Genomic DNA, 13,209 nt, shown 5'->3' on the forward strand with positions numbered 1-13,209 from the left:
CCTGCTTCTGCGGTACACAACTGCAAGGGGGGCTCATGAGACGAAGAGCGAGATCGATCCTCGCCACCACGGCACTCATTCTGGGCGGACTGGGAGGCGCGGGACTGACCCCCGTCGCCCAGGCGGAGAGCGGCGGTGCACCCCGGTCGGACGCCGACCCGGTCAAGGTGTTCCGCGCCGAGGTCACGAAGGAGCAGGTACCCCTGCTCCTCGCGGCCGGGCAGGACGGGCACGAACTCGGTGAACAGGCCCCCGAGAAGGGGAAGGCCGAGGTCGAGGTCTACCTCACCGACAAGCAGGCGAAGCAGCTGGAGAAGAAGGGCGTCGAACTCACAGAGCACACGCTCTCCGCCAAGGCGCGAGCCCGTGTGGCGGCCGCGGGTGACGGCGTGTTCCGCCCGTACAGCGGCAAGGGCAATCTCCAGGAGGAGATCGTCAGGACGGGCCAGGCCAACCCCGGCCTCACCAAGGTCGTCTCCATCGGCAAGACGCTCCAGGGCAAGGACATCCTGGCGGTCAAGCTCACCAAGGGCGCCCGTACGACCCGGGACGGCTCGAAGCCGTCCGTGCTCTACATGTCCAACCAGCACGCCCGCGAGTGGATCACCCCCGAGATGACCCGCCGTCTGATGCACTACTACTTGGACAACTACTCCAAGGACAAGCGCATCAAGAAGATCGTCGACTCCACGGAGCTGTGGTTCGTCCTGTCGGCGAACCCCGACGGGTACGACTGGACGTTCAACCCCGACGGCGACCGCCAGTGGCGCAAGAACATGCGGGACGTGAACGGCGACGGCGCGATCACCACGGGCGACGGCGTCGACCTCAACCGCAACTTCGCCTACAAGTGGGGCTACGACGACGAGGGTTCGTCCCCGAGCCCCGCCAGTGAGACCTACCGCGGCGCGAGCCCCGGCTCCGAGCCCGAGACGAAGGCCCTCGACGCCTTCGAGAAGCGCATCGGCTTCCGGTACGCCATCAACTACCACTCCGCGGCCCAGCTGCTGCTCTACGGAGTGGGCTGGCAGGTGGCCACGCCGACGCCGGACGACGTGCTCTACAAGGCGCTCGCGGGGACCCCCGAGAACTCCGCGATCCCCGGCTACCACCCACAGGTCTCCTCCGAGCTGTACACCACCAACGGCGAGGCGGACGGGCACGCGGGCAACGTCAACGGCACCGGGATGTTCACGCCGGAGATGAGCGAGTGCCAGACCGCGTCAGCCATCGACCCGGACGACCAGTGGCGCCCCGAGGACTGCGAGTCGGTCTTCACCTTCCCGGACGACGAGAAGCTGATCCAGCAGGAGTTCGCCAAGAACGTCCCGTTCGCGCTCTCCGTCGCCGAGACCGCGGCGCACCCGGATCAGCCGTCCTCCTCGGTCGGCCTCGACGCCCCCGACTTCACCCCGGCCGCCTTCAGCACCTCGTACGCACGCGGCGCCGACCAGGAGGTCTCGGTGACCGCCCGCAAGTCGGTGCGCGACAAGGAGCTCAACTACCGCGTGGACGGCGGCCGTACGCACGACGAGGACCTGCGCGCCTGGAAGGGCGGCGAGACCTACGGCGGCGACGACAACCTCCACTTCGACGCGTACCGCGCGAGGATCGAGGGCGCGGACCCGGGCGACAAGGTCGAGGTCTGGTTCACCGGACGCGGCAAGTCCGGCAAGCACACCTCCAGCGAGCACTTCACGTACACCGTGGCCGAGCGGCCCAGGGCCGACACCCTCGTCGTCGCCGAGAACGACGCCACGGGGCAGCAGACCAAGGCCTATGTGGACGCGCTGAAGGCGAACGGCCGCACCCCGCTGGTGTGGAACGTCGCCACCCAGGGCGCCCCGGACGCACTCGCGGTGCTCGACCACTTCAGGACCGTCGTCCACTACACGGGCGCCGACCGCCCCGGCCTCACCACCCAGCTCGCGCTGCGCGACTACCTCAACGAGGGCGGCAAGCTGATCGAGGCCGGTGAGCAGGCGGGCGGCTCCGTCTCCATCGGCGACACGACCACGAACGACTTCAGTCAGTACTACCTGGGCGCGTACTCGCGCACGTCGACACCCGGCGCCACGAAGTTCGCCGGATCCGGCGCGCTCACCGGCGCGGCCGCGGGCCTCGGCGACGCTCCCGGCAACCCGCTGAACATCGCCGCGACCTACCAGGCCACCTCCGACGTGCTGGCCAAGGCCGACTACCCGCAGTTCACGAGCGCGGGCGCCGGTGCGTACGCGGGCACCCCCAACCCGTACAGCCCGTTCGAGGGCAGCTCCATGGCCGCCGCCGTGCACACGGACGACGGCTGGAAGCGCCTGACCCGCACCATCGACCTCACCGGCGTCTCCGCCGCCGACAAGCCGTCCCTGAAGTTCCAGCTCCTGTGGGACACTGAGCCCGGCTACGACCACGCGGTGCTGGAGGCGCACACGGCGGGCGCAGAGGACTGGACGACGCTGCCCGACGCCGGCGGCGCCACCACGAACGCCGTACCCGCCGAGTGCGAGGCCGGATTCCTGATCAAGGAGCACCCGGCGCTCAAGCGCTATCTGACGCCCGGCAGCGCGGGCTGCACGGCCACCGGCACCTCCGGCTCCTGGAACAGCCTCACGGGCGCCTCGGACGGCTGGAAGCCGGTGACCTTCGACCTGAGCGCCTACGCGGGCAAGACGGTCGAGGTCTCGCTCAGCTACATCACCGACCCCGGCAGCGGCGGCCACGGCGTCCTCGCCGACAACGCGTCCGTCGTCATCGGCGGCGCCGCGAAGGAGACCGAGGGCTTCGAGTCGTCGTTCGGCGCCTGGAAGGTCGCGGGCCCGCCCCCGGGCAGCCCCGTCGTCACCAAGGACTGGGCCCGCGCGGGTGAACTGTTCAAGACATACGGAGCCGTCAGCACGAAGGACACCGTGCTCCTCGGATTCGGTCTCGAACACGTCGCCACGGCGGCCGAGCGGAGCGCGCTCCTGGGGAAGGCGCTGGCCTCCCTGAGGAGCTGAAAACCACCAAGCAGAAAACCGGACAAAGTACCCCGCTCACTTTTCGCGAAAAGCGCCAGATGAGCGGGAATCCCGGCGGTCCGTACCCCTACTGGGCGGTACGGGCCGCCGGGCCGCACAAGGGTCCACTCAATGTCACCCGGAGGGCTTCGGAGAGGTAGGGTCGGAGGCGGTCGGGGACATCCCATACAACTCGCCGGCGTCTAAAACCGGCGTACCAACGAGGAGATCGGTTCGTGACGATCCGCGTAGGCATCAACGGCTTTGGCCGCATCGGGCGTAACTACTTCCGCGCGCTGCTTGAGCAGGGTGCAGACATCGAGATCGTGGCTGTCAACGACCTCGGTGACACCGCGACCACCGCACACCTTCTGAAGTACGACACCATCCTCGGCCGCCTCAAGGCCGAGGTCACGCACACCGTCGACACCATCACCGTCGACGGCCACAGCATCAAGGTCCTTTCCGAGCGCAACCCCGCCGACATCCCGTGGGGCGAGCTGGGTGTCGACATCGTCATCGAGTCGACCGGCATCTTCACGAAGAAGGCCGACGCCGAGAAGCACATCGCCGGCGGCGCCAAGAAGGTCCTCATCTCGGCTCCGGCCAAGGACGAGGACATCACCATCGTGATGGGCGTCAACCAGGACCAGTACAACCCGGCGACGGACCACGTCATCTCGAACGCGTCCTGCACCACCAACTGTGTGGCGCCGATGGCCAAGGTTCTCGACGAGAACTTCGGCATCGTCAAGGGCCTGATGACCACGGTCCACGCGTACACGAACGACCAGCGCATCCTGGACTTCCCGCACTCGGACCTGCGCCGCGCCCGCGCCGCCGCCGAGAACATCATTCCGACCACCACCGGTGCCGCCAAGGCGACCGCCCTGGTCCTCCCGCAGCTCAAGGGCAAGCTCGACGGCATCGCGATGCGCGTCCCGGTCCCGACCGGCTCCGCCACCGACCTGGTCGTCACCCTGGCGCGCGAGACCACCAAGGACGAGGTCAACGCCGCGTTCAAGAAGGCGTCCGAGGACGGCGACCTCAAGGGCTACCTGTCTTACACCGAGGACCCGATCGTCTCCTCCGACATCGTCGGCGACCCGGCGTCCTGCACGTTCGACTCCTCCCTGACCATGGTTCAGGAAGGTAACTCGGTGAAGATCCTCGGCTGGTACGACAACGAGTGGGGCTACTCCAACCGTCTCGTCGACCTCACGGTCTTCGTCGGTGGCCAGCTCTAGATCCAGAGTCGGCATCTCGATGTGAGCACAGGGTCCGGACCGCGCAACGCCGCGCCGTCCGGGCCCTGTTGTGCGTCAGCCCAACCAAGAAGTCCAGGAGTCCAGCCATGAAGACGATCGACGAACTTCTCGCCGAAGGGGTCGAGGGCAAGCGGGTCTTCGTCCGCGCCGACCTCAACGTGCCTCTCGCCGAGGGCAAGATCACCGACGACGGCCGCATCCGCGCCGTCCTGCCCACCGTCAAGGCCCTGGCCGACGGGGGCGCCAAGGTGATCGTCGCCTCCCACCTGGGCCGCCCCAAGGGAGCCCCGGACCCGGCGTTCTCGCTGCTGCCGGCCGCCGAGCGCCTCGCCGAACTCCTCGGCAAGCCGGTCGCGTTCGCCCAGGACACCGTCGGCCCCGCCGCCCACGACGCGGTGGACGGTCTGGAGCCCGGCCAGGTCGCCGTCATCGAGAACCTCCGCTTCAACGCCGGTGAGACGTCGAAGGACGACACCGAGCGCGGCGAGTTCGCCGACCGGCTGGCCGCCCTGGCCGATGTCTACGTGGGCGACGGCTTCGGCGCGGTGCACCGCAAGCACGCCTCCGTGTACGACCTGCCGGCCCGCCTGCCGCACTACGCCGGCTACCTCATCGCCACCGAGGTCGGCGTCCTGAAGAGGCTCACCGACGAGGTCAAGCGGCCGTACGTCGTCGCGCTCGGCGGGGCCAAGGTCTCCGACAAGCTCGCCGTCATCGACCAGCTGCTCGGCAAGGCCGACCGCCTGCTGATCGGCGGCGGCATGGCCTACACCTTCCTCAAGGCCCAGGGCCACGAGGTCGGCATCTCCCTCCTCCAGGAAGACCAGATCCCGGCCGTCAAGGAGTACATCAAGCGCGCCGAGGACAGCGGCGTCGAGCTGGTGCTTCCCGTGGACGTCCTGGTCTCGCCGGAGTTCCCGGACCTCAAGACCAAGGCCCCGGCCCACCCCACCACCGTCGCCGCGGACGCCATCCCGGCCGACCAGGAGGGTCTCGACATCGGTCCGCAGACCCGCAAGCTGTACGCATCGAAGCTCGCCGACGCCGGGACCGTCTTCTGGAACGGCCCGATGGGTGTCTTCGAACACCCCGACTACGCCGAGGGCACCAAGGCGGTCGCCCAGGCGCTCCTCGACTCCCCGGCCTTCACGGTCGTCGGCGGTGGCGACTCCGCCGCGGCCGTCCGGCTCCTCGGCTTCGACGAGAATGCATTCGGCCACATCTCGACCGGCGGCGGCGCCTCCCTCGAATACCTTGAGGGCAAGACGCTCCCCGGCCTTGCCGCACTGGAGGACTGACCTCAATGACCACCCGCACGCCGCTGATGGCGGGCAACTGGAAGATGAACCTCAATCACCTCGAGGCCATCGCCCACGTTCAGAAGCTCGCCTTCGCGCTGGCCGACAAGGACTACGACGCCGTCGAGGTCGCGGTCCTGCCGCCCTTCACCGACCTGCGCTCCGTACAGACCCTGGTCGACGGCGACAAGCTCAAGATCAAATACGGCGCCCAGGACATCTCGGCCCACGACTCCGGCGCCTACACCGGTGAGATCTCGGGCCCGATGCTCGCCAAGCTCAAGTGCACGTACGTGGCGGTCGGCCACTCCGAGCGCCGGCAGTACCACGACGAGACCGACGAGGTCTGCAACGCCAAGGTGAAGGCCGCCTTCAAGCACGGCCTGACCCCGATCCTGTGCGTCGGCGAGGAGCTCCACGTCCGCGAGGCGGGCAACCACGTCACGCACACGCTGTCGCAGGTCGAGGGCGGTCTCAAGGACATCCCGGCCGAGCAGGCCGAGACCGTCGTGATCGCGTACGAGCCGGTCTGGGCGATCGGCACCGGCAAGGTCTGCGGCGCCGACGACGCCCAGGAGGTCTGCGGGGCGATCCGCGGCAAGCTCGCCGAGCTGTACTCCCAGGAGCTGGCCGACAAGGTCCGCATCCAGTACGGCGGCTCGGTGAAGTCCGGGAACGTCGCGGAGATCATGTCGAAGCCCGACGTCGACGGCGCCCTCGTCGGCGGCGCGGCGCTCGACGCCGAGGAGTTCGTCAAGATCATCCGGTTCCGCGACCAGTGAGCCGCAGGGGCGCGTCGGTGTCGAGAGGGCGAGCGCGCGGAGGCCCGGAGGGTTGAGCACGGTCGGCCTCTCGACACCGACACCGGGCGCCCCGGAGGCGAACGAAAAGGTCGAGAGTATGCGGTAGCGGCGTTCCGTCGTACCCTTGCGGGGGCCGGGTGGCTTTCCACCGGGCCCCCGCAGCACGTATAAGTCGCAGTACGGATACATCGCAGTACGTATCAGTTCAGTCCGAGAGAATTGCCAGGAAGTAGGGACCAGCCGTGGTTATGGGGTTCTCGATCGCCCTGATCGTCTTCAGCCTGCTGCTGATGCTCCTTGTGCTGATGCACAAGGGAAAGGGTGGCGGTCTCTCCGACATGTTCGGTGGCGGCATGCAGTCGTCCGTCGGCGGCTCGTCGGTCGCCGAGCGCAACCTGGACCGCATCACCATCGTGCTCGGTCTGCTGTGGTTCGCGTGCATTGTCGTGCTCGGCCTGCTCATGAAGGTCAACAACTGACGCCGTCGCACCTGCACATCGCGCACATAAGGCCCCATGTTCGGTACGCGCCCTCCGGCGCGGCCTATCATGGGGCTTGCGTCTAGGGGCGGGGATGTAACTCCAATCACTGGACGCGCGTTGGGCCTTACGTAGACTGAGGCGCCCGCGGCGGAGTGAGACGCCGACAAACTCCGCGGCACCATCACGCAGGGAGTTACGACCGTGGCAAGTGGCAACGCGATCCGAGGAAGTCGGGTCGGGGCGGGGCCGATGGGCGAGGCCGAGCGCGGCGAGTCCGCGCCGCGTCTGCGCATCTCCTTCTGGTGCTCGAACGGGCACGAGACGCAGCCGAGCTTCGCCTCCGACGCGCAGGTGCCGGAGACTTGGGACTGTCCGCGCTGCGGCTTCCCTGCCGGGCAGGACCGGGACAACCCGCCGGACCCGCCGCGCACCGAGCCCTACAAGACGCACCTCGCCTATGTGCGCGAGCGGCGCAGTGACGCGGACGGCGAGGCGATCCTCGCGGAGGCGCTCGCCAAACTGCGGGGCGAGATCTAGGACTTGAGCACCGGCCGGACACACCCAAGTGTCCGGCCGGACTCGTTCGGCCGTAGCGGTCCGGACAGATGCCGTATACCGGGCCCTGATCAATTAGGTTGGTCAAGCAGCGGGGCAAGGTACGTACTCAGGTACGAGAGAAGGCTGAAGTCCGAGATGAACGCAGAAAGCCGTACCAGGCTCAATCAGATGCCCGAGTGGACGGCGCTCGCCAAGCACCGGGAAGAACTCGGAGACGTGCAGCTGCGTGAGCTGTTCGCCGCCGATCCGGCGCGCGGCTCCGGCTACACGCTCGAGGTCGGTGACCTGCACGTCGACTACTCCAAGCACCTCGTCACGGACGAGACGCTGCGCCTGCTGCGCGAGCTCGCCGCCGCGACCGACGTGTTCGGGCTGCGGGACGCCATGTTCCGTGGCGAGAAGATCAACACGACGGAGGACCGGGCCGTGCTGCACACGGCGCTGCGGGCCCCGCGTGACGCGGTGATCGAGGTCGACGGTGTGGATGTCGTCCCGCAGGTGCATGCCGTTCTCGACAAGATGGCCGTGTTCGCGGGCAAGGTCCGTTCGGGGGAGTGGACGGGCCACACCGGCAAGCGGATCAAGAACGTCGTGAACATCGGTATCGGCGGCTCGGACCTCGGTCCCGCGATGGCGTACGAGGTGCTTCGCTCCTTCACCGACCGGGACCTGACGGTCCGTTTCGTGTCGAACGTGGACGGTGCGGACCTGCACGAGGCCGTGCGTGATCTCGACCCCGCCGAGACGCTGTTCATCATCGCCTCGAAGACGTTCACGACGATCGAGACGATCACCAACGCGACCTCCGCGCGCAACTGGCTCCTCACCGGACTGAGGGCCGGCCAGGATGCCGTGGCCAAGCACTTCGTGGCCCTGTCGACGAACGCCGAGAAGGTCTCCGACTTCGGCATCGACACGGCCAACATGTTCGAGTTCTGGGACTGGGTCGGCGGGCGCTACTCCTACGACTCGGCGATCGGCCTCTCGCTGATGATCGCGATCGGCCCGGACGCGTTCCGCGAGATGCTCGACGGGTTCCACCTCGTCGACGAGCACTTCCGCACCGCCCCCGCCGAGGCGAACGTCCCCCTTCTGATGGGTCTGTTGGGCATCTGGTACGGCAACTTCCACGACGCGCAGTCGCACGCGGTCCTGCCGTACTCGCACTACCTGTCCAAGTTCACGGCGTACCTCCAGCAGCTCGACATGGAATCGAACGGCAAGTCCGTCACGCGGGACGGCACTCAGGTCGACTGGCAGACAGGTCCCGTCGTCTGGGGCACTCCCGGCACCAACGGGCAGCATGCTTACTACCAACTGATCCACCAGGGAACGAAGTTGATCCCGGCGGACTTCATCGGGTTCGCCGAGCCCGTGGCGGACCTGCTGCCGGGACTCGTCGCACAGCACGACCTGTTGATGGCCAACTTCTTCGCGCAGACGCAGGCCCTCGCCTTCGGCAAGACCCCGGCCGAGGTCCGCGCCGAGGGCGTGCCCGACGAGCTCGTGCCGCACAAGACGTTCCAGGGTAACCACCCGACGACGACGATCCTCGCGAAGCGGCTCACGCCGTTCGTCCTGGGCCAGCTCATCGCCCTCTACGAGCACAAGGTGTTCGTCCAGGGCGCCGTCTGGAACATCGACTCCTTCGACCAGTGGGGCGTCGAACTCGGCAAGGTCCTCGCCAAGCGCGTCGAACCCGCCCTCACCCAGGGCGCCGACGTGCCGGGACTCGACCCGTCCACCAAGGCGCTGGTGGCCAAGTACCGTGAACTGCGCGGCCGTTGAGTGACTGAGCGGCGCATCTAAATTCGGGTGCGCCGCCGCCCCCGGCGGGTGACACTGCTCCGGTCGCGTCACCTGCCGGGAGGACCCCATGGACCAGCTCATGTCCGCGCTCGCCGACCCCGAACGACTGAAGCTCTACGCGCGGATCGTGCTGGACGAGCTGGAGCCCCGCGCCGAGGACTCCCCGGCCGTCCGCAAGCACCTGGGACGACTCGTCTCCACCGGGCTCGTCGAGCGACGGGCGGACGGGACGCTGCGGGCGGACCCCTCCGTGTTCCGCCGCGAGCGCCCGGCGGAGATCCATCCCGCCGTGCCGCGCCGCCTCACCGGGTTCTTCGCCCGCGGCCGCCTCACCTCGATCCCGGTCCGCGCCACCGTGCGCCACGAACTCCTCGTCCACCTCACGGACACGCTCTTCGACACCGAGCGCACCTACACCGAGGGCGAGGTCAACAGCGCGTTCCGCACCGTCCATGAGGACACCTCGGCGCTGCGCAGGTACTGCGTGAGCGACGGGCTGCTCGTACGGGAGCGCGACGGCAGCAGCTACCGCAGGGCGCACGCGTAGAGGCCCCGCACCAGCCAACTACGGTGCGGGGCCTCTGTGTTCGGGTCGTCTCGCGTGACGGGCCTCAGGCGACGCGCGGTGGGTGCAGCTCGGGCGGAAGCTGCGAGGCAGCCGCCGAGTCGAGCAGCCACAGCGTGCGCGAACGGCCGTACGCGCCCGCGGCCGGCGCCTGGATCTCGCCCGCGCCGGACAGTGCGATCGCCGCGGCCTCCGCCTTGTCCTCGCCCGCCGCGAGCAGCCACACCTCACGGGCGGCCCGGATCGCCGGGAGCGTGAGCGAGATGCGGGTGGGCGGCGGCTTGGGCGCACCGTGCACACCGACGACGGTGCGCTCGGTCTCCCGGACCGCCGGCAGCTCGGGGAACAGGGACGCGACATGCGTGTCCGGGCCGACCCCCAGCATCAGGACGTCGAACGTCGGCACCGGACCGTGGTCCTCCGGCCCCGCGGCGGCGGCCAGTTCGGCGGCGTACACCTGTGCGGCGGCGTCCACCTCGTACGGGCCGTCCGAAGGCGGCATCGGGTGCACCCGGTCCGGGTTCAGCGGCACCGAGTCGAGGAGCGCCTCGCGCGCCTGCGTGTAGTTCCGCTCGGGGTCGCCGTCCGGCAGGAACCGCTCGTCGCCCCACCACAGGTCGAGGCGCGTCCAGTCGACCGCGTCCCGGGCGGGAGCGGCCGACAGGGCGGCCAGGAGTCCGTTGCCGTTGCGCCCGCCCGTCAGGACGACGGACGCGTAACCGCGGGCGGCCTGGGCGTCCACGATCTTCGTGATGAGCCGGGCCGCGGCGGCCTGCGCCATCAGCTCCTTGTCGCGGTGCACCACCAACTGGGGTGCCGTGCTCATCACTTGGCGGCCGCCTTCGAAGCGGACTTCTTGGCGGCGGACTTGGCGGGCGCCTTCTTGGCCGCCGCCTTCTTCGCGGGAGCGGTGGCCGGTGCGGCCGCGGAGGCCGCGGGCTCCTGCCCGTCCGTCGCCGTCGCCCGGTCCGCCGGGTCGCCGAGCCGGTCCACGCCGAACTTCAGCGCGGCCGCGTACGTGTCGTCCGGGTCGAGACGGCGCAGCTCCTCCGCGATCAGCTCGGACGTCTCGCGGCGCTTGAGGGCCACCGCGCGGTCCGGCTGGCCCTGGATCGACAGCGTGGCCAGCGATCCGTCCGGGCGGTCGAGCACGATGGCGCCGCAGTCCGTCTGCATGCGCACGGCCGTCAGGCCGGGGCCCGACGACAGCGACCGCTTGACGGGCACGTCGAGCCGGCCCGCGAGCCACATGGCGAGCAGCTCGCAGCTCGGGTTGAACTCCTCACCCTCCACCTCCACCGAGTTGACCTTGCAGGTCACCTGGTCGAGAGCGGCGGCGAGCATGGAGCGCCACGGCGTGATCCGGGTCCACGACAGGTCCGTGTCACCGGGCGTGTAGGCGCCGGCGCGGGCCTCCAGCTCGTCGTTGGGCTGCTCCGCCGCGTACGTGTCCGTCACACGGCGCTGGGCGAGCGCGCCCAGCGGGTCCTTGGCCGGATCGAGCGGCGCGTTCACCGGCCACCAGGCCACGACCGGGGCGTCCGGCAGGAGCAGCGGCAGGACGACCGACTGGGCGTGGTTGATGACCTCGCCGTACAGCCGCAGGACGACCGTCTCGCCGGTCCCCGCCTCCGCGCCGACCCGCACTTCGGCGTCGAGCCTCGACGTCGTGCGGTCGCGCGGCGAGCGGGAGACGCGCTTGATGACCACGAGGGTGCGCGAGGGGTGCTCGCGGGACGCCTCGTTGGCGGCCTTCAGTGCGTCGTAAGCGTTCTCCTCGTCGGTCACGATGACGAGGGTGAGCACCATGCCGACGGCGGGGGTGCCGATGGAGCGGCGGCCGTTCATGAGCGCCTTGTTGATCTTGCTGGACGTGGTGTCCGTGAGGTCGATCTTCATGGCCGGCGCCAGCTCCGTCCGTCTCGTGCGAGCATCTCGTCCGCCTCGGCGGGCCCCCACGTGCCGGCCGGGTACTGGGCCGGCTTGCCGTGCTTGTCCCAGTACTTCTCGATCGGGTCGAGGATGTTCCAGGACAGCTCGACCTCCTCCGTGCGCGGGAAGAGGTTCGAGTCGCCGAGCAGGACGTCCAGGATCAGCCGCTCGTACGCCTCCGGGCTGGACTCGGTGAAGGACTCGCCGTACGCGAAGTCCATCGACACGTCCCGGATCTCCATGGAGGTGCCGGGCACCTTGGAGCCGAAGCGGACCGTGATGCCCTCGTCCGGCTGGACGCGGATGACGATCGCGTTCTGGCCGAGCTCCTCCGTCGCCGTGTGGTCGAAGGGGGAGTGGGGCGCGCGCTGGAAGACGACGGCGATCTCGGTGACGCGGCGGCCGAGACGCTTGCCGGTGCGCAGATAGAAGGGGACGCCCGCCCAGCGGCGGTTGTCGACCGACAGCTTGATGGCCGCGTAGGTGTCGGTCTTCGACTTGGGGTCGATGCCGTCTTCCTGGAGGTAGCCGACGGCCTTCTCGCCGCCCTGCCACCCGGCCGCGTACTGGCCGCGGACCGTGTGATCGCCGAGCTCCTTGGGGAGCCGGACCGCGCCGAGCACCTTGGCCTTCTCGGCGACGAGCGCGTCCGCGTCGAAGGAGGCGGGTTCCTCCATGGCGGTGAGGGCCATGAGCTGGAGGAGGTGGTTCTGGATGACGTCACGGGCGGCGCCGATGCCGTCGTAGTAGCCGGCGCGGCCGCCGATGCCGATGTCCTCGGCCATCGTGATCTGCACGTGGTCGACGTACGACCGGTTCCAGATCGGCTCGAAGAGGGTGTTGGCGAAGCGCAGGGCCAGGATGTTCTGGACGGTCTCCTTGCCGAGGTAGTGGTCGATCCGGAACACCTGGTCCGGGGCGAACACCTCGTGCACGATCGCGTTCAGCTCCTTGGCCGACTCGAGGTCGTGGCCGAACGGCTTCTCGATGACCGCGCGGCGCCACGAACCCTCGGGCGCGTCCGCGAGGCCGTGCTTCTTCAGCTGCTGCACGACCTGCGGGAAGAACTTGGGGGGCACGGAGAGGTAGAAGGCGAAGTTGCCGCCCGTCCCCTGCGCCTTGTCGAGCTCCTGCATCGTCGACTTCAGGCGCTCGAAGGCGTCGTCGTCGTCGAAGTTGCCCTGGACGAAGCGCATGCCCTGGACGAGCTGCTGCCAGACCTCCTCGCGGAACGGCGTACGCGCGTGTTCCTTGACTGCGTCGTGCACCTCCTGCGCGAAGTCCTCGTCCTCCCATTCGCGTCGGGCGAAGCCGATCAGTGAGAAGCCCGGCGGAAGCAGACCCCGGTTGGCGAGGTCATAAACGGCGGGCATCAGCTTTTTACGGGACAAATCGCCCGTGACACCGAAGATGACCAGGCCCGACGGCCCCGCGATACGCGGGAGCCGTCGGTCTGCGGCGTCACGGAGCGGGTTCGCTCCATGAACTGGGGTCAAGA

At 69.0% G+C, this 13,209-nt stretch carries 11 protein-coding genes; 8 read left to right on the plus strand and 3 right to left on the minus strand.

What is annotated here, in order from left to right:
- The first annotated feature begins 35 nt into the window (after nucleotides 1–35).
- The 8 genes from OHO83_RS32920 (at nucleotide 36) to OHO83_RS47060 (ending at nucleotide 9,761) form a co-directional block, all read left to right on the plus strand.
- Nucleotides 36–2,996: a M14 family metallopeptidase gene (locus OHO83_RS32920; RefSeq protein ID WP_329435697.1), complete on the plus strand. Its 2,961-nt coding sequence runs from the start codon at nucleotides 36–38 to the stop codon at nucleotides 2,994–2,996.
- A 236-nt stretch (nucleotides 2,997–3,232) separates the two neighbouring features.
- The gene (gap, locus tag OHO83_RS32925; RefSeq protein WP_116502732.1) at nucleotides 3,233–4,243 is read left to right on the plus strand and encodes a type I glyceraldehyde-3-phosphate dehydrogenase; all 1,011 of its coding nucleotides are present in this window, start codon (nucleotides 3,233–3,235) and stop codon (nucleotides 4,241–4,243) included.
- Between the two features lie 107 nt (nucleotides 4,244–4,350).
- A complete protein-coding gene (locus tag OHO83_RS32930; RefSeq protein ID WP_330280136.1) occupies nucleotides 4,351–5,562 on the plus strand; it encodes a phosphoglycerate kinase in 1,212 nt (403 codons plus the stop codon).
- A gap of 5 nt (nucleotides 5,563–5,567) precedes the next feature.
- Nucleotides 5,568–6,344, plus strand: coding sequence for a triose-phosphate isomerase (gene tpiA / locus OHO83_RS32935; protein WP_227294074.1), 777 nt, complete (start codon nucleotides 5,568–5,570; stop codon nucleotides 6,342–6,344).
- Nucleotides 6,345–6,613: 269 nt separating this feature from the next.
- Nucleotides 6,614–6,844, plus strand: coding sequence for a preprotein translocase subunit SecG (gene secG, locus OHO83_RS32940; RefSeq protein WP_100592391.1), 231 nt, complete (start codon nucleotides 6,614–6,616; stop codon nucleotides 6,842–6,844).
- 204 nt (nucleotides 6,845–7,048) lie between these two features.
- Nucleotides 7,049–7,384, plus strand: coding sequence for an RNA polymerase-binding protein RbpA (locus tag OHO83_RS32945; RefSeq protein WP_003976875.1), 336 nt, complete (start codon nucleotides 7,049–7,051; stop codon nucleotides 7,382–7,384).
- A 156-nt stretch (nucleotides 7,385–7,540) separates the two neighbouring features.
- Nucleotides 7,541–9,193: a glucose-6-phosphate isomerase gene (pgi, locus tag OHO83_RS32950; RefSeq protein ID WP_266669312.1), complete on the plus strand. Its 1,653-nt coding sequence runs from the start codon at nucleotides 7,541–7,543 to the stop codon at nucleotides 9,191–9,193.
- Nucleotides 9,194–9,281: 88 nt separating this feature from the next.
- Nucleotides 9,282–9,761, plus strand: coding sequence for a DUF2087 domain-containing protein (locus tag OHO83_RS47060; RefSeq protein WP_405636489.1), 480 nt, complete (start codon nucleotides 9,282–9,284; stop codon nucleotides 9,759–9,761).
- A 64-nt stretch (nucleotides 9,762–9,825) separates the two neighbouring features.
- Here the strand turns inward: OHO83_RS47060 and pgl are convergent, their stop codons facing one another.
- From pgl to zwf, 3 genes are read right to left on the minus strand one after another with little or no spacing between them, the layout of a single operon-like run.
- Complete coding sequence (pgl, locus tag OHO83_RS32960; RefSeq protein ID WP_266669310.1) at nucleotides 9,826–10,605, minus strand: 6-phosphogluconolactonase; 780 nt, start codon at nucleotides 10,603–10,605, stop codon at nucleotides 9,826–9,828.
- Nucleotides 10,605–11,678, minus strand: a complete 1,074-nt coding sequence (opcA, locus tag OHO83_RS32965; protein WP_266669308.1) for a glucose-6-phosphate dehydrogenase assembly protein OpcA — start codon at nucleotides 11,676–11,678, stop codon at nucleotides 10,605–10,607. The genes pgl and opcA overlap by 1 nt, the downstream gene beginning before the upstream one ends.
- On the minus strand, nucleotides 11,675–13,207 hold the full coding sequence (zwf, locus tag OHO83_RS32970) for a glucose-6-phosphate dehydrogenase (RefSeq protein ID WP_266669306.1): 1,533 nt from the start codon (nucleotides 13,205–13,207) through the stop codon (nucleotides 11,675–11,677). Before zwf ends, opcA begins: the two co-directional genes overlap by 4 nt.
- Nucleotides 13,208–13,209: the final 2 nt, after the last annotated feature.

Source organism: Streptomyces sp. NBC_00569 (genome assembly GCF_036345255.1).
In the GTDB taxonomy this organism is placed as follows: domain Bacteria; phylum Actinomycetota; class Actinomycetes; order Streptomycetales; family Streptomycetaceae; genus Streptomyces.

What these genes read in the sequence shown, in the direction of transcription:
- OHO83_RS32920 (WP_329435697.1), top strand. Translation starts at nt 36, where the DNA reads ATGAGACGAAGAGCGAGATCGATCCTCGCCACCACGGCACTCATTCTG.
- OHO83_RS32930 (WP_330280136.1), top strand. Translation starts at nt 4,351, where the DNA reads ATGAAGACGATCGACGAACTTCTCGCCGAAGGGGTCGAGGGCAAGCGG.
- tpiA (WP_227294074.1), top strand. Translation starts at nt 5,568, where the DNA reads ATGACCACCCGCACGCCGCTGATGGCGGGCAACTGGAAGATGAACCTC.
- secG (WP_100592391.1), top strand. Translation starts at nt 6,614, where the DNA reads ATGGGGTTCTCGATCGCCCTGATCGTCTTCAGCCTGCTGCTGATGCTC.
- pgi (WP_266669312.1), top strand. Translation starts at nt 7,541, where the DNA reads ATGAACGCAGAAAGCCGTACCAGGCTCAATCAGATGCCCGAGTGGACG.
- OHO83_RS47060 (WP_405636489.1), top strand. Translation starts at nt 9,282, where the DNA reads ATGGACCAGCTCATGTCCGCGCTCGCCGACCCCGAACGACTGAAGCTC.
- pgl (WP_266669310.1), bottom strand. Translation starts at nt 10,605, where the DNA reads ATGAGCACGGCACCCCAGTTGGTGGTGCACCGCGACAAGGAGCTGATG.
- opcA (WP_266669308.1), bottom strand. Translation starts at nt 11,678, where the DNA reads ATGAAGATCGACCTCACGGACACCACGTCCAGCAAGATCAACAAGGCG.